The following is a 17,670-nucleotide window of genomic DNA, read 5'->3' as shown; positions in this document are numbered from 1 at the left end:
CGCCACTGCTTTCCGGCGGCACGGCTCACCTCGTCCCGGATGCGCTGTCTCTAGCCGCCGCAGGACAGCCTGTCAGCCTGATCAATACGGTGCCGTCGGCCATCGCGCACCTGATCGAGACAGGCACAATCCCCAGCGAGGCACGAACGGTCAATTTGGCTGGCGAGGCATTGAAACAAAGCGTAGTCGAGCGTTTGTTTGCCCGCACATCCGTACAGCATGTGTGCAATCTGTATGGCCCCTCCGAGACAACAACCTACTCGACCTGGATACGGATGAACCGGGCAGAGGGCTTTGCCAGTCATATCGGCCGGCCGATCGCCAACACCCGGATCTATATTCTGGACACGCACGGCCAGCCGGTGCCGATCGACGTGGCGGGCGAGATTCACATCGCCGGCGCCGGCGTTGCGCGGGGCTATCTGAATCGTCCCGAGCTGACCGCCGAACGCTTCCTGTCCGATCCGTTCTCGGCCGATCCGGATGCACGCATGTACAAGACCGGCGACCTTGGACGCTGGCTGCCCGACGGCAACATCGAGTATCTCGGTCGCATCGACTTCCAGGTCAAGGTCCGCGGTTTCCGCATCGAACTGGGCGAAATCGAAGCACGCCTCGCGCGATGCGACGGCGTGCGCGACGCGGTGGTGATCGCTCGCGAAGACACGCCGGGCGACAAACGCCTCGTCGCCTATGTGCTGCCGCAGTCCGGCGTCGCGCTCGTCCCCGGCGAATTGCGTCGGCAACTCGCCGGGCAACTGGCCGAGTACATGCTGCCCAGTGCCTTCGTGATACTGGATGCATTACCGCTCACGCCCAACGGCAAGCTCGACCGCGAGGCGCTGCCGGCACCTGATTTGGCGGCGGTCGCGTCCCGTGGCTATGAAGCGCCGACGGGCGAAGTGGAAACGGCGCTGGCGCGGATCTGGCAGGACTTGCTGGGCCTGGAACAGGTCGGCCGCAACGACCATTTCTTCGAGCTCGGCGGCCATTCCATGCTGGTAGTCAGCATGATCGAGCGGCTGCGGAGCCTCGGCTGGTCGCTCGACGTGCGCAGCCTGTTCGTCGCGCCGGTGCTCGCTGATCTGGCTCGGGCCATCGACACCCGGCGCAGCGACGCGCCCGCTTTTGTGGTGCCGCCCAACCGCATCCCCGACGGTTGCGGTGCCATCACGCCGGCCATGCTGCCGCTGGTGGCACTTTCCCAGGCCGAGATCGACGCCGTCGTCGACGCGGTTCCCGGCGGGGCAGCCAATGTGCAGGACATCTATCCGCTGGCGCCGCTGCAGGAAGGCATCCTGTTTCATCATTTGCAGCAGACGCAAGGCGATGCCTATCTGTTGCGCAGCCTGCTGGCTTTCGATACCCGCGCGCGTCTCGACGCCTTTCTCGCGGCCTTGCAACAGGTCATCGATCGTCATGACATCCTGCGCACCGCCGCCTGCTGGAAGGACTTGGCGCAGCCGGTTCAGGTCGTTTGGCGTCAGGCGGCACTGCACGCCGAGATCTTCAGTCCCGCAGAGGAGGGCCATGTTCCCACCCAGCTGCTAAGGCATACCGATCCGCGCGCGCGCCGCCTCGACTTGAGCCGTGCGCCGCTGTTCGCGCTCGACATCGCTCACGATCCGGAGCGGGGCGAGTGGCTGCTGGCGCTGACCTTCCACCATCTGATCGCCGACCATCTGACGCTGGAACTCATCGTCGCCGAAATTACCGCGATTCTGCACGGGCAGGCCGAAGCCCTTCCGGCGGCGCTGCCTTACCGAAACTTCATCGCGCAAGTCTCGAGCGTGCCGGCGGATGTGCACGAGACCTACTTTCGCGAGGTGCTCGGCGACGTCGATGAGCCGACCGCTCCCTTCGGCGTGCTCGAGGCGCGAGACGACGGAAAGGATATAACCGAGGCCCATCTCGCGCTGGCCGACGACCTGGCTCGGGCGATCCGCAATCAGGCGCGGCGGTTGGGTATGAGTCCGGGCGTGCTGTTCCATGTCGGCTGGGCCCAGGTGCTGGTGCAGACCAGCGGCCGCGACGACGTGGTCTTCGGGTCGGTGCTGCTGGGTCGTCTGCGGGAATTGGCCGGCGCCGATCGGGTGATGGGGGTGCTTATCAATACCCTTCCGGTACGGATATGCCTGGCGGAGCGCAGCGTGCAGGAGGTGGTTCAGGCCGCCTATCACGGTTTGACGGGGCTGCTGGAACACGAGCAAGCGCCCCTGTCGCTGGTTCAGCGCTGCAGTGGGGTGGTGCCGCCGCTACCGCTGTTCAGCACCTTGCTCAATTATCGCCACAGTACCGCCGGCATAGCCGACGGGACCTGGGAGGGAATGCGCCAGCTTCACTCGGAGGAGCGCACCACCTATCCGGTGACGCTCTCGGTGGATGACCTGGGCGAGGGCTTTGGCTTGACCGCCCAGACGGTTGCGGGCATCGACCCGGCCCGGATGGCCGCCTACCTGGCGACTGCCATGCGTGGCCTGGTCGATGCATTGGCCGCCGAACCGCAACGGCCGATCCTGAGCCTGTCCATTCTGTCGCGGGAGGAAGAACGGTGCCTGATTCACGATCTGAACGCCACGCCGCCGGAAGGCGACGGTTATCTGCTGCACGCCGGCATCGAGCGCCACGCCGCGCTCACGCCGCTCGCGCCCGCGGTCATCTGCGCCGAGGGCTGCATGCAGTATCGCGAACTGGCGGCAGAAACGCGCCGCGTCGCCGGCGCGGTCGTTGCGGCTGGTGCGCGGCGTGAACCGGTCGCGGTGCTGCTGCCGCGCTCGGTCGGCGCGATCGCCGCGTATTCCGGCGTGATGCGTGCGGGTTGCGCTTATGTGCCCATCGACCCGGCGACGCCGCCGGAGCGCATGCGCGACGTGCTCGCCACGCTCAACTACGTGCTGACGACGCGCGAACTCGCCGCGGCGCTTGACGGCGTCGACGCGCGGGTGATCCTCGTCGACGAGGCCGCGCCCGCCGATGTCGCGCCTCCGACGGTCGCGCTCGGCGATCTCGCCTATGTCATGTTCACGTCCGGCTCAACCGGCAAGCCCAAAGGCGTGATGATCGACCATCGCTCCGCCTCGCTAACTATCGAGAGCATTCTCAGGCGTTACGCGATCGGCCCGGCCGACCGGCTGCTGTGCGTGTCGTCCGTGGGATTCGACCTGTCGGTGTTCGATTTCTTCGGCGCGTTCGCGGCGGGCGCCGCGGTCGTGCTGGCGCCGGAATCGTCGAACGTCGAGCCGCACGTCTGGCTCGACCTGATGGAGCGTGAGCGGGCGACGGTGTGGGAGTCCGTGCCGGCGGTGATGGAACTGCTGCTGCTCGAGTGCCGCAACAGCCGGCGAAAGCTGCCGCCTTCGCTGAAGCTCGTGATGATGAGCGGTGACCGCGTGCCCGTCAATCTGCCCGCGCGAATCAGAGAAGCCGCGACCTCCGAACTGCACGTGATCGCACTCGGCGGGGCGACCGAGGCGGCGATCTGGTCGTGTTACTACGACACGCGCCACCTTCCCCCCGACGCCTCCTTCGTGCCTTATGGGCGGCACCTCCCGGGGCAACGGCTGTACGTGCTGTCGTCGTCGCTGCGGCCTTTGCCGATCGGCGTGCCCGGCGATCTCTGGATCGCCGGCGCGGGCGTCGCGCGCGGCTATCTCGGCCAGCCGGACCTGACCGCCTATCGCTTCGTCGACGATCCGCACGTGCCGGGTGAGCGGATGTACCGCACCGGCGACCGCGCGCGGGTGCTCGCCGACGGCAACCTTGAATTCCTCGGGCGGATCGACGACCAGGTCAAGATCCGCGGCTTTCGCATCGAAATCGGCGAAATCGAGGCGGCGCTCGGCGCGGCGCCCGGCGTTGAGCGCGGCGTCGCGACGATTGTCGAGCACAATGGGCGCCAGACGATCGCGGCATATGTAGTGGCCCGCGCCGACGCCGTGCTGGACCATGCCGAGATTCGCGACGCGCTCGCGCGGCGCCTGCCGCCATACATGCTGCCTGCGTCGATCGTGTCGATCGACAGCGTGCCGTTGACCCGGAACGGAAAGATCGATCGACGCGCACTCATGCAGGTGCGTGCACAGACGTCGCCGGCGGAGGGGCCGCGAAACGCCGTCGAGAAAGCACTCGCGTCGATCTGGCAAGTGGTCCTGGGTCGCGAAGCCATCGACGTTCACGAAAATTTCTTCGACGCCGGCGGCGACTCGATGCTTGCCATTCGCATCGTGACCCGCGCACGGGAGCAGCGGATTCACATCATGCCCCGCGACGTGCTCCAGTTGCAGACGATTGCCAAGATCGCGGCCGCCGCGGGAGCGGCCTCCGATGTCGTCGAGCCGGACGGCGAAACCGCAGCTCCGTTACCGCCGATGGCTCGCTGGTTCTTCCTGCAGCAACCGCGGGAGCCTGACTGGTTTCACCAATCGGTCCTGTTGCAGGTGCCGGCGCAGACCGAAACCTCGGCCATTCGCGGCGCGCTGGAAACGCTGGTGACGATTCACGAGGCTTTGAGGACCGCTTACTTTCGCGAAGAGGGTGAATGGCGGCAGCGGGTGATCCAGCGGGTGAAGCCCGTCTTTGAAACCGTGAAGCTTGCCGTCGCCGAAGACGATGCGATTGACGAGGCCGCGGATCGGCTTCGGGCATCGATCCGCATCGAGCACGCCGCGTTGCTCAGCGCCGGGCTGCTCGAATTCCCGGACGATTCGCGGCGTCTACTGCTCATCGCGCATCATCTCGCCGTCGATGCGGTGTCCTGGCAGATCATCATTGACCAGATTGCTTCGCTTTGCGCGGGCAACGACCTTGGCGCCGTGCCGACGACGATGCGGCGCTGGACCCGGCGTCGCATCGACTGGGCGGCCGCGGCGCCCGCGGGCCTGATCGACGAATTGCTCGGCGGCGCGGCGTCGTCCGAGTCGCTGCCGCTCGACGGCACGGACGAAGCTGGCGACGTGGCGGCATCCGGCGAACAATCCTGCGCGCTGGACAGGGCGACCACGTCGCGGATCATCAGCGGCTTTGCCGCTGCCGAGGGCTATCGCATCGACGAGGTGACGGCAGCCGTTGTCGCCGGCGCGATCATGCGCTGGTCCGGACGGCACGAAGTCGTGATCGATCTGGAATCGCACGGACGCAACGGCTTCGCCGACGATCCGGAGGTTCCGTTCACCGTGGGCTGGTTCACGACCATCATGCCGACCGTGATTCGCGGCGGAACGTTCAAGGAAACGCTGCAGAGCGTGCGCGCGGCGATCCGGTCGAGCAGCGAGCACGGCGCCGATTATCAGGCGCTGCACTATCTGAAGGGGCGAGCCGACTGGTCGCCGCGCCCGCTGTTGTTCAACTTTCTGGGACGACTGGAGGCCAAGGCGGGGGAATGGCGACTGCTGCGCGCCGGAATCGGGAGCGACCGCGCGCCTTCGACACCACGCTCGCATCTGCTCGACATAGGGGCGGCCATCATCGACGGCTCACTGAACGTGAGTATCGAATACAACCCCCGTGCGCATCGCGACGACACCATCGCGAGCCTGCTCGACGACATCCGCACGACGCTAGACGAGTTGGGTTCCCGCACGGCGCTCGGCGATTCGTCGAGCATCGACGTGGAAGACGTTTACCCGCTCACGCCGATGCAGGAGGGGATGCTGTACCACGCGCTCGGCGGTGACGGGATGTATGTGGAGCAACTGACCTGCACGCTGGCCGGCGCCGTGAACGAGCAGGCGCTGAGGAGCGCCTGGAGCGACGTGGTCGCGTCGAACCCGGTGCTACGTACCTCGTTTCATTGGGAGGGCGTGGCGCAGCCGGTTCAGATCGTGCACACGTCGGTGTCGGTACCGTGGCAGCAGGAGTCGTGGCCGCGGGGGCTGGACCTGGACGCGTGGCTGCGTGCCGATCGAGAGCGGGGGCTGGATTTGCGCGCGGCGCCATGTCTGCGCTGCGCGCTTCTGAAAACGGACGAGGATCGATGGGAACTGGTGGTGACGTACAGCCACCTGTTGCTGGACGGCTGGTCGCTGTCGCTGCTGATCGGCGAGCTCGTGCGCGCGTATGCGGCGCGCGTGGCGGGCGATGTGGCGCAGCGGCCGCCTCGCAGCCCGTTCAGCGGCTATGTGGCGTGGTCTCGGTCGATCTGGGAGCAAGGCGCGGGCGAGGGATTCTGGCGGGCGGAACTGGGCGATTTCGAAGGCACGCGGGAGTTGGTGCTGCCGACGCCATTGCCGGATGGCGAAGACGGCGCGCCGGTCACGGTCGAAGTCGATCGCGGTGCGCTGGAAGCGCTGGAGAAGCGCGAGCGGGTGACGCTCGCGAGCGTGGTGGCCGGATGCTGGGCGGTGCTGCTGAGCCGCTACGGCGCAAGCGACGACGTGCTGTTCGGGATGACGAGCTCGGGGCGGCGGGCGGAAGTGAGCGGCAGCGAGTCGATGGTGGGGGTGCTGATCGAGACGCGGCCGGCGCGGATCAAGGTGGACGGGCAGGCGCCGCTCGGCGCGTGGCTGAGATCGGTGATGCAGGCGGAGGCGAGACGGGAAGAGGCGGGCGCGGTGTCGCTTGCGCAGATCGAGGGCTGGGGCGAGGCGGAACGCGGTACCCGGCTGTTCGATACGCTGGTGGTGGTGGAGAACTATCCGATGGCGAAGCCGAGCGATTTGCTCGGAGGCGGGATCGGCGTGGTGTCGGTGCGTGCGGTGGAGCGCACGAACTGGCCGCTGACGGTAGTGGCGGTGCCGGAAGGCGGGCGCTTGAAGCTGACGTTGCTGTACGACCCGGCGCGCTATGAGCGCGCGTCGATCGAGCAGGTGGCGGGGCATCTGGCGCGGTTGTTGAGCGCGGCGGCGCAAGCGGCGACGGTCGGCGACCTGGCGGCGGCGATGCTCGATGACACGGAGCGCGAGACGCTGCTGGTTCACTGGAGCGGAGGGGACCAGGTGCTGCCGCCGCCGTGCCGGACCATCGTCGAGCGGATCGACGAGCAGGCCCTTGCGCGGCCCCAAGCTACGGCGTTGCGGCTTGGCGATCGGCGGCTCAGTTATGCGGAACTGACGGCGCGGGGCCGACGGATGGCGGCTTGGCTGCAGGGTCAAGGCGTGGGCGTGGGAGGACGCGTCGCGATAGTCGGCGAGCGGACGATGGAGACGATCGCCGCGATGTACGGGATTCTGGCAAGCGGCGCCGCCTATGTGCCGCTGGACCCCGACTGGCCGGACGAACGCAAGGCGCTCGTGATCGAGGACGCGCAGCCGCTGATGGTCATCGGAGGCAGCGGGGCATGGTGCGGCGCGGTGCGGCAGGTCGAATTGGGGGAACTTGAAGTCACGCCTGACGCGGCGCTCACGCCATGTCAGGCGACGGTGGACGATCTGGCGTACGTGATCTATACGTCGGGATCGACCGGCCGGCCAAAGGGCGTGATGGTGCGGCACGGTGACGTGATGCATCTGGACGGTTTGCGCGAGCGGATGGAGCTGAGCGAAACCGATGTATGGACGGCGTTCCATTCCTACGCGTTCGACTACTCGATCCTGGAGATCTGGTATCCGCTGATGACGGGAGCGACGGTGGTGCCCGTGCCGTATTGGGTCACCCGTTCGCCGGAAGCGTTTCACGAATTGCTGCGCACGGAAGGCGCGACGATCGTGTGCCAGACGCCGGCGGCCTTCCAGCAGCTTGTGGCGGTGCCGCATCGAGGCGTGCGGCTGCGATGGGCGGTCGTGGGCGGCGAGACCTATCACGCCTCGCTGCCGGCTAGCGCCGATCCCGCCCAATACCCGCGCATCGCGAACGTGTACGGCATCACCGAGACAACGGTGATCACGACGTTCGAGCCGCTGGGGCGCGGCCAGCCGGTGACCATCGGACGGCCGTTTCCGGGCCAGAGAATCTATCTGCTGGACAGGCATGGGCGCCTCGTGCCGCCGGGCGCCGTGGGCGAGATTCACGTTGCGGGCGAAGGCATCGCGGCCGGCTATCTGGGCGCGCAAGCGCTGACGGCGCAGCGGTTCGTCGCGGATCCGTATCGGCCCGGCGAGCGGATGTACCGCTCGGGGGATCTGGGACGATTCCTGCCGGGCGGACGTATGGAGTCGCTGGGTCGGGCGGATCGACAGATCAAGATTCGCGGTTACCGGATCGAACTGGGCGAGATCGAGTGCGCGCTGTCTTCGCTGGAGGGAATCGGCGGCGCGGTGGCCGACGTTCGCGAGGGCGCAAGCGGCCGTCAGTTGGTGGCCTGGTATGCGGCGGCCGCCGACATGGATGCGCAACGGGTTCGCACGGCACTCAAGCAGCGGCTGCCGGACAGCATGATGCCGTCGGCACTGATTCGGGTCGACGGATTTGCGCTGACGGCGAACGGCAAGATCGACCGGCGGGCGCTCCCCCGGGAGAGCGCGCCGACGGCACCGGCGCAGGGACCGCGCAACGCGCTTGAAGAAGCGCTCGCCGCGATCTGGTGCGAGGTGCTCGGCCGCGAGGCGATCGGTGTCGATGAAAACTTCTTCGACGCGGGCGGCGACTCGCTCGCGATCGTCCGGGCGCACGGCCTGATGAGCACCCGCCTGCCACGCGCCGAAAGTCTGCGCGTGGTCGATCTCTTCCAGCAACCCACGATCGCCGCGATCGCTTCGCAAATCGCCGCCGGCGAAACCCGCCAAGCCACCGCCGACGAACCGGACGAGCGCGCACTGCGCCGCCGTCGCCGGACCATGGAACGCCGTCAAAAGATCGAGAGGGAACACGAATGAGCACTCCGCACGTTGCAATCATCGGCATGGGTTGCAGGTTTCCGGGCGCGAGCTCGCCCGAGCAGTTCTGGAACAACCTGGTGCACGGCGTCGAGTCCGTCACGTTCTTCGGCCCCGTCACGCCAACCGACGCCGGATACGAGGTTCATGCCGCGGGCATCCTCGACGATGTCGCCGGGTTCGACGCGGCGCTGTTCGGGCTCAGCGCGCGGGAAGCCGAACGGATGGACCCTCAGCATCGCGTATGGCTCGAATGCGCGTGGGAGGCGGCCGAACGCGCCGGCTACGATCCGAGGCGGCTGCCGGGACGCACCGGCATATTTGCCGGCGCCGGCTTCAACGAATACCTGATTCGCAATCTCGTGCCGTCGGCGCTGCACGACGATCTGTCGTTGCTGCTCTCCAACGAGCCGTCGTTCCTGCCGTCGCGGCTTGCCTATCTGCTGGGTTGCACCGGCCCGGCCGTCTCGGTGTCGAGCGCCTGTTCGACATCGCTCGTCGCCGTACATCTGGCCGTTCAGGCGCTGCTCGCCGACGAATGCGACACGGCCATCGCCGGAGGGGTTCGCATCACCACGCCGCAACGCCGCCCCTACCGCCACGAGCCCGGCGGCATCGGCTCGCCGGACGGCCATTGCCGCGCATTCGACCGCGCGGCCAACGGCACCGTCGGCGGCAACGGCGCCGGCGCCGTGATGCTGCGCCGTCTGGACGACGCGCTGGCCGACGGCGACCCCGTCGCCGCGGTCATTCTCGGCAGCGCGGTTTCCAACGACGGCGCGCGCCGGGTCGGCTTCACCGCGCCCGGCGTCGACGGGCAACGTTGCGCGATTCGCGAAGCGCAAGTGCTGGCCGACGTGCCGCCCGATTCGATCGGCATGATCGAGGCGCACGGCACCGCGACGGCGCTGGGCGACCCGGTGGAATTCGAGGCGCTGGCCGCCGCGTTCCGGCAAGGTACGGCGCGACAGGGCTTCTGCGCGCTGGGCTCGGTCAAGACGAACATCGGCCATCTCGACGCGGCCGCCGGCATCGCAGGTCTGATCAAGACGGTGCTCGCGCTGCAGCATCGCGTGATTCCGCCATCGCTGCATTTTCACGAGCCCAATCCGCGCATCGACCTCGCGAACTCGCCGTTCTTCGTGAACGCCGCCGCACGCCCGTGGCCCGATGCCACTCGGCGTGCCGGCGTCAGCTCGTTCGGCATGGGCGGCACCAACGCGCACCTCGTGCTGGAGTCCGCCGCCGAGCCGCAGCCCGAAGCGACCGGCGGCGACGCCGGCGGCCCGTGGCCGCTCTTGCTGTCGGCGCGTTCCGAGGCGGCTGTGCGGCGGCTCGCGACGGATCTCGCGGATCATCTCGAGCGCGAGCGGCCGCCGCTCGCGGATGTCGCATACACGCTCGCGATGTCGCGCGGCGCGTTCGAATGGCGGATCGCCTGCGAGTGCGCGTCGCTCGAAGAGGCGATCGAGATCCTCAGAAGCGATCTCCCGGTGACGCGCGCCGCGGCCGGCGCGGCGGCCGTCGCCGCGCGCGGACGCCGGGTTGCGTTGCCGCCGACGCCATTCGAACATCAGCGCTACTGGATCGATCCGCCGTCGCCGCTCGCACGCGTCGCGGACCCGGTCGGCTGGCTGTATGCGCCACGCTTGCGCCAAAGCGCACCGCTCGAGCGGGCACTGATCGACACTCGGCGGCACTGGCTGGTGCTGCTCGACGAGCATGGCGTGGGCGCGCGCGTCGCGACGAGGCTGCGTGAGGCAGGCGCGCAGGTGGCGGAAATCGCGTATGCCGACGAGATGGACGCGCAAGCGATCGATGCCGTCGCCGCGGCGGCCGCAGATCGTCCTTCCTCCATCATCGCGCTGTGGAGCCTCGCCGCGAAACCCGCCCGCGACGACGATTCGATGCTGAAACGGCATTACATCCGCCCGGCGCAGCTCTTGCGCGCGTGGGCGGACCGCACGGGCGCCGACGTGGACGTCACCTTCGTCGCCGACGGCGCGCTGGCCGGTTTCGGCGCGCCGGCCGCGCCGGAAAAAGCGATGCTGCTCGGCCTCGCGCGCGCGCTGCCGGCCGAATATCCCGGCTGGCGCGCGCGGGTTGCGGATGTCGACGCCGCCGCGGCCGATCTCGTCGAATGCATCGTCGCCGAAGCGTGCGCGCGGTCGGCCGACGACGCGGCGATCCATCGGCACGGATCGCGCTGGGTCGAAGTCTTGGAACCCATCGGGGCTGCGACGACGCAGGCGATGGCGATCCGTCGCGACGGCGTCTACGTCGTCACGGGCGGCAACAGCGGCATGGGGCTCGCAATCGGCCGGCATCTGGTCGAGCGCGGTGCGCGCGTGGTCGCGTTGAGCCGGCGCGGCGGCCAATCGATTCCCGGGCTGACCGCGATCGCGGTCGACGTGAGCGACCTCGATGCGTTGCGGCGAGCAGTCGCGCAGATCCGCGCCGAGCATGGCCCCATCAACGGCGTCGTGCATAGTGCGGGGATGCCGCCGCATGCATTGCTGCGCACGGCGACCGATGCCGCGATGCGCGATGTGCTGGCGGGAAAATTTCTTGGCGCGCGCAATCTGCGGCAGGTGCTATGCGCCGATCCCCTCGATTTCGTCGTGCTGTGCTCGTCGCTGCGCGCGCATGTGCCGGCCGCGGGCGCGAGCGACTATATGGCTGCCAACCTCGCGCTGGAAGCGCTGGGTGCTTCGTGGGCGGCCGACGGTGCACGCGTGCGTGCGATCGCGTGGGATACATGGAAAGAGATCGGCATGGCGACGGTGTCCGACGAACGCTTCGTGCCGGATGATCTGCGCACGGCGGGCCTGAGCGCCGACGAGGGTGTCAGGGTCCTCGAGATGGCGTCGGCTTGCGGATCGCCGCGCATCGCCGTCAGCACGCGCAAGCTGGACCCGCTGAAGGCCCGCGCCCGCGAAGCGTTTTCGCTGGCGCGTGCGGCCGACGCGCATCAGCCGGCCGCCGGCTCGCGGCATCCGAGGCCGGTGCTCGCGGTACCTTACGTACCGGCGCGAACCGCGCTCGAAGCCCGGCTCGCGACGATCTGGTCCGATGTGCTCGGCTTCGAGCCGATCGGCGTCATCGACGACTTTTTCGACCTCGGCGGCGATTCCGTCGCCACCTTGCAGATCGTCGCGCGCGCGAAGGAGCAGGGCATTCATCTCGATACGCATTTGGCGTTCGGCGCGCACACGATCGAAGAACTTGCCGCCGCCGGCGCCGGGCGGACGGCGCAGGCCGTGCCGCGAGAAACGCCGCTGCCGCTCTCGCCAACCCAGCAGTGGTTGTTCAATTGCGGATCGGGCGACATCAACCGCTTCGTTCAAGGCGTGGTCGTCAGCGTGCCGGCCGAGATCGATGCGACGGCGCTCGGCACCGCCATCGACGCCGCGATTGCGCACCACGCGGCGCTGGCGGCGCGCTTCGAGCAAACGGAAGCCGGCTGGAAGCAGGTGCTCGGCACGCCCGCGCCTGTTGTCGTCGCCGTTCATCGGCATTCGGGGCCGGCCGACGAGCAACTCGGTTTCGCACAGGGGATCGGCGCAACGTTGCAGTGCTCGCTCGACATCCGGACGTCGCCGTTGCTGCGCGCCGCGCTCGTATTGGGCCCGGCCGGCTCGATGCTGGTCCTCGTCGTCCATCATTTGCTGATCGATGCATTCAGTTGGCGAATGTTGCTGGGCGACTTCCACGGGCGCGTCGGCGCATCGGCGCCGGCGGCAGGCCAGCAACGGGCGGCGGCCGATGAGTCGTTCTTCCAATGGGCGATCGCACTCGAACGCGTCGCCGCGGCAGGGGAGCTCGACGACGATGCGGCGTTCTGGTCATCGCTCGATACGCCGCCGGATGCGTTTCCCGTCGCACGGCGCGATGGTGCGCGCCGCTCCCTGAATTCGACGCTCCCGGTCGAGCAGACGCTTGCGCTGAGCGCCACCCGTCGCCCGCTCGAAGCGCTTCTCGCGGTTGCCGTCGCGCGTGCGATCCGTTGCGCGGGCGAATCGGACCGGGTTCCGGTCGACATCGAGTCCTTCGGGCGCGGCTGGTCTCGCGTGCCATGCGACGTTTCAAGCGCGATCGGCTGGTTCACCGCAATTCATCCGCTCGTCGTGGACACATCGGCGGACATCGAGGCCGCCGCGACGCATGCCGCGGCGCTGTTGCCCGACGCCCGACGTCACGCCGTCGCCTACACGGTGCTGCGCCAGGCCGCGCCGGAGCGCCTGCCCAAAGCGTTGCGAAGCGACGCGCCGGTATCGATCGCGTTCTTCCCTGCGGAATCAGCCGTGCCGGCGTGGCCGATTGCCGCAATCCTGTCCGCGCCGGAGCAAATGCCGGCGCCGCACGCGATCGCGCTCGCAGCGACGATCGAGGGCGGCGCGCTGCACATCGTGTGGCACGGCCAGGACGAGCCATTCGACGGGGTGACGCTCGACACCATTGCCGCACGGGCCATGGACGAACTGCGGGCGCTGGCGACGGGAGGAAAGGCCAGGATGAGCACCATCCTGGCGCAGTTGGACATGTCGGAGGCAACCAATGATTGAACGGGTCGCAGCATTTCGGGACGTCGAAGCGGCGCTCGCGGAACCGGAGGCGGCACTGGCGGCAGGCGACTTCGCAGCGGTCGAGCGGTTGATGGCCGGGGTTCGCGCGGCCAACCGGGCGCGAGGCCTCTGGCTTCCGCAGGCGCCGCGCGCGGACGGCGGCATGGGGCTGAGCCTGCTCGAACTGGTCGAGGCCGGAGAAATCCTCGGCCGATCGCCGCTCGGTCACTATGCGGTCAACTATCAGGCGCCCGACACCGGCAACATCGAGGTGCTGTTCGAGTATGCGACGGCCGCGCAGAAAGCGCGCTGGCTCGCCCCATTGTTGCGCGGCGAGATCCGCAGTTGCTTCGCGGCGACGGAGCCGGACTCCGCCGGCTCGAATCCCGCGTCTCTCGAGTCGAAGGCGGTTTTCAAGAATGGAGCATGGTATCTGAGCGGCCGGAAGTGGTTCGCGTCCGGCGCCGATCAGGCGGCGTTCGCGATCGTGCTGGCCGTTACCGACGAGACGGCGCCATTGCATGCGCGCACCAGCACCTTCATCGTGCCAGCTGACGCGCCGGGCTACCGGCATGTTCGCAACCTGCGCGTGATGGGCGATGAAGGCTGCGGCTGGGCCAGTCACGGCGAACTCGAGCTGGACGACTGCCGGGTGGGCGAAGATGCGCTGCTGGGCAAGCCCGGCGAGGGGTTCATCGTATTGCAGGCGCGCCTGGCAACCGGGCGTCTGCATCATTGCGCGCGCTGGATCGGCGTGTGCGAGCGCGCGTTTGCGATCATGTGCCGGCGAGCGTGCCGCCGCGAACTGGCTGCGGGCGAACTGCTGTCGTCGCGTCAAACGGTGCAGAACTGGATCGCCGAGAGCCGCGCGTCGATCGATGCCGCGCGGCTCCTCGTCACCCAGGCGGCATCGCGTCTGCAAAGCCGGCACGAGCGCGCTCAGATCGACATCTCGATCGCGAAATTCTTCGTGGCAGGCGTGACGCAAACCGTCCTCGACCATGCGTTGCAGGTGCAAGGCGCGCTCGGCGTCAGCGGCGACACGATTCTCAACGTGCTCTGGCGCCACGAGCGAGCGGGGCGCATTTATGACGGTCCCGACGAAGTCCACAAGGCGCTCGTGGCGCGCCATGCACTGGCCGCGTTTCGGGGGGAAGCCCGATGAGCGCCGAAATCGCGCAGCGTGCGATGGCGGCGCTCGGCCGCCCCGGCGGCCCCGCTCAGGCGACGCGCATCGGCGGCGGACGGGCCAGCGAGGTTTTTCTCGTGCAGACAGGCAATCGCGACGTGATTGCCTACCTGCTGCCTGCGGGAGCGCCGAGAGAAGCGCAGCGCCGATTCGGCGTCCTGGAGCGAATCGGCGAGCATTTTCCGCTGGCGCCGAAGCCGCTCGCGGTTGGCGGCGGGGCCGACGACGGCTCGACGTTGCTGCTGGTCGAACGGCTCGACGGCGTCTTGCCGGCCGCGTGCGGGCCGCTTTCGCCCGACATCGTGCGCCGCCTCGCCAAGAATTTCATCGCCGCGCTCGCCGCGTTGCATGCCGTCGAAATCGCGCCGGCCGAGCGGCCGCCCGATTATCTGCGCCGAAGCCTCGGCGAATGGCTACGGCGCTGGAACGAGGAAGAAGCCGCGGGCGCCGACGGCGACTTCAAGGCGGTCGCGCGGTGGCTGACGGAACGGCTTCCTAATGCATCGCCGGCGGCATTCCTGCACAACGACTTCAAACTGGACAATACCCTCGTCGATCCGGGCGATCCGGCGCGGGTGGTCGGGGTTGTGGATTGGGAGCTGGCCGCCATCGGCCATCCTCTCGCCGATCTCGGGATCGCGCTGGCCTACTGGATCGAGAGTCGCGATCCGCCGCTGCTGCGTCTCGATGCGCCGGGGCCGAGCTGCGCGCCGGGCGCTCCGACTCGCGAGGCACTCGTTGACCTGTACGCCGAGGCCGGCGGGCGCGAGGTGGCGCAACCGGCGTACTGGTATGCCTATGGCCTGCTGCGACTCGCCGTGGTCACGCAGCAGCTCGCGCTGCGCCACCGCCGCGACGGGCAGCGCGTGCCGCGCAGTCGGTTGATCGTGCGCTGGCTGCTGAGCCGCGCATCGGAAGTTTGCGGGAGCGCACGGCTATGAAGGCGAAAGTTCAGGACATTCACGCACTCGCGCCGTCGCAGCGCGGGATGCTGCTCGAAAGCGCGCACGGCGCGATCAAGGGCGGCTTGTTCATCGAGCAGACCGTGCTGTCGGTTCGCGGGCATCTCGATCGCAACCGTTTCCTCGCGGCCGTCGAGCGCACCGCCGAGACTCACGCGAGCCTGCGCTGTTGTTTCGCATGGGACGTCGAGCAGCCGGTGCAGGTGGTGTTCGAGCGGATTCAGCCCGAACTGGCGTGGGAGGACTGGCGAAACACTGACGACGCGGACGATCCGCAGGCGCTGACGGCCTGGCTGGACGAGGATCGCGCGCGAGGCGTCGCTGTCAACCGCGCGCCGCTGTGGCGCTTCGCCGTGATCCGGCTGCGTGATGACGCATACCGGGTCGTCTGGACTCACCACCATCTCATCACTGACGGCTGGTCGATCGCGGTGGTGCTTTCGGATCTGCTCACATGCTACGAGGGTGTTCGGCCAGTGCCGCCGGCGCGGCCGCTACGCGATTACGTCAACTGGATCGACGCGCAGGATGCGGCGGTCGCGGCCGCGTTCTGGCGTCAGCGCCTCAGCGCATTGCCCCGCCTGTCCCCGATGGCGCGGCGCGCGTCGGGCGACGGCTTCGCAGAGGTCACGGACATCGACGCGAGCGCGCTCCTCGACGTCGCGCGCTCCCACGGAGTCGCGTTCGCGATTACGGTGTTCGCCGCATGGGCGCTGATCCTGCGCGCGTTTCGCGCGACCGACGACGTGGTCTTCGGCGTCACCACTCACGGCCGTCCCGCGACGCTTGCGGGAGTTGAGCGCATCGTCGGGCCGTTCATCTCGACCTTTCCGCTGCATGTGCGGATGACCGATATGGCGACGGTCGGCGAGTTGCTGGACCGGATCGAGGCGATGCAGCGCGAGCAGCGCCCGTTCGAATATCTGTCGTCCGCCGAAGTGCATCGGGCCGCCGCCGTTGCCACGCGTCTTTACGATACCTTGGTGGTGGTCGAGCATCTGCCGCAGCAAGACGCGCCCGCCGATGCCGGTATATCCGTCGCGGCCGAGGCGGGCAGTGGGGCGCGCTCGCATCATCCGTTGCTGTTGCGCGTCTCGCCTGACGGTATCGCGCGCTTGCTGTACAACCGGCGCTTCATCGACGACGCAACGGCGGCCGGGCTGGCGTCGCTGTTGAGCGAAGCGGCGGCGCGACTGGCGGCGGACGATGGCCTGCCGCGCCTCGAAGATCCGGCAATCCCGCTCGCCGTCGCGCAGCCGGCCGCGTCGCGCGCGCCTGAAACCCCGGAAGAGCGGGTGGTCGTCGCGCTGGCGCGCGATCTGTTCGGCGGCCAGGCGGGGCTCGACGATAGCTTCTTCGATCTCGGCGGGCATTCGCTGCTCGCCGTCGACTTCCTGCATCGCATCGCGAACGCAACCGGGGTGCGCTTGCCCGTGACTCAGTTATTGCACGACGCTCGCCTGGGTGCGATCGCGCAGGCGCTCGCCGACAACCTCGCGGGCAACGCCGGCTCCTCCAGTGCACCACGGATTTTCTTCGTTCCCGGCAACCCCGGTTCGCCGTTGTACGCCGCTCGCCTCGCCGCGCATCTGGGCGGCCCGAACGGCTGGCGCCTGCACGGCCTTGAAGCGCCGGGACTCGACGGCGCGCAAGCGCCGCTGCCGAGCGTCGAAGCGCTCGCCGAGCACCATCTGGCCAGTCTGTCGGACGCCGACGATCCGGCCGTGCTGGTCGGCCATTCGTTCGGCGGGTGGGTGGCGTTCGAGATGGGGCTGCGCTTGCAGGCGAGCGGCCGGGCAGCGGTGGTGATCCTGCTCGACACGCTCGCCCCACATCGGCTGACTTCACGCGGGGATGTCGGCGATGCGGGTTTGCGAGCCGAAGTCGCGAGGCTCGCGTCTCGCGCCAACGACGCGGGCTTCGCTATCCATGTCACGCCCGCAGCTTTCGCGGTCTATGCCGCCGCGCGGCGCGCGACCTATGCGCCGTCCGCGCGGGCCGAGTTTCCGCTCGCGCTGTTTCGCGCCGCCCGCGCGCACCCCGAGGACGGCTGGGACAGAAGCGATTCCGCCTATGGCTGGACTGAGCTCTGCCGCAATGTCCATGTGGATTGCATCGACGGCGACCATCTGTCGATGATGGCCGAGCCCGCCGTCGAAGTTCTGGCCGAGCGGATCGGGCATTGGCTGCGTCAACGGGAAGGTTGA

The 17,670-nt window shown here is 68.5% G+C and carries 5 protein-coding genes (1 of these 5 only partly in view); all 5 read left to right on the top strand.

Annotation, left to right across the window (positions count from 1 at the left end; genetic code table 11):
- Tightly spaced (each overlapping or abutting the next), the 5 genes in view from WS78_RS24415 to WS78_RS24395 form a layout consistent with a single transcriptional unit that may run on beyond the window.
- On the top strand, positions 1-8,747 hold the 3' portion of the coding sequence (locus WS78_RS24415) for a non-ribosomal peptide synthetase (protein ID WP_059582790.1). 2,176 nt of this gene lie to the left of the window's left edge; the window shows 8,747 of its 10,923 coding nt (coding positions 2,177-10,923); the start codon falls outside the window, past its left edge; the stop codon is at positions 8,745-8,747.
- The gene (locus WS78_RS24410) at positions 8,744-13,312 is read left to right on the top strand and encodes a type I polyketide synthase (RefSeq protein ID WP_059582795.1); all 4,569 of its coding nucleotides are present in this window, start codon (positions 8,744-8,746) and stop codon (positions 13,310-13,312) included. Before WS78_RS24415 ends, WS78_RS24410 begins: the two co-directional genes overlap by 4 nt.
- A complete protein-coding gene (locus tag WS78_RS24405; protein WP_038744881.1) occupies positions 13,305-14,477 on the top strand; it encodes an acyl-CoA dehydrogenase family protein in 1,173 nt (390 codons plus the stop codon). The genes WS78_RS24410 and WS78_RS24405 overlap by 8 nt, the downstream gene beginning before the upstream one ends.
- Positions 14,474-15,442 carry a phosphotransferase family protein gene (locus WS78_RS24400; RefSeq protein ID WP_059582799.1) on the top strand — a complete coding sequence of 323 codons (969 nt, stop codon included), beginning with the start codon at positions 14,474-14,476 and terminating at the stop codon, positions 15,440-15,442. Before WS78_RS24405 ends, WS78_RS24400 begins: the two co-directional genes overlap by 4 nt.
- The gene (locus tag WS78_RS24395; protein ID WP_059582802.1) at positions 15,439-17,670 is read left to right on the top strand and encodes an alpha/beta fold hydrolase; all 2,232 of its coding nucleotides are present in this window, start codon (positions 15,439-15,441) and stop codon (positions 17,668-17,670) included. The genes WS78_RS24400 and WS78_RS24395 overlap by 4 nt, the downstream gene beginning before the upstream one ends.

It is taken from the genome of Burkholderia savannae, assembly GCF_001524445.2.
Lineage (GTDB): Bacteria > Pseudomonadota > Gammaproteobacteria > Burkholderiales > Burkholderiaceae > Burkholderia > Burkholderia savannae.
The sequence above is the reverse complement of the archived record's forward strand: the minus strand, read 5'-3'. Positions and strand labels throughout refer to the sequence as shown.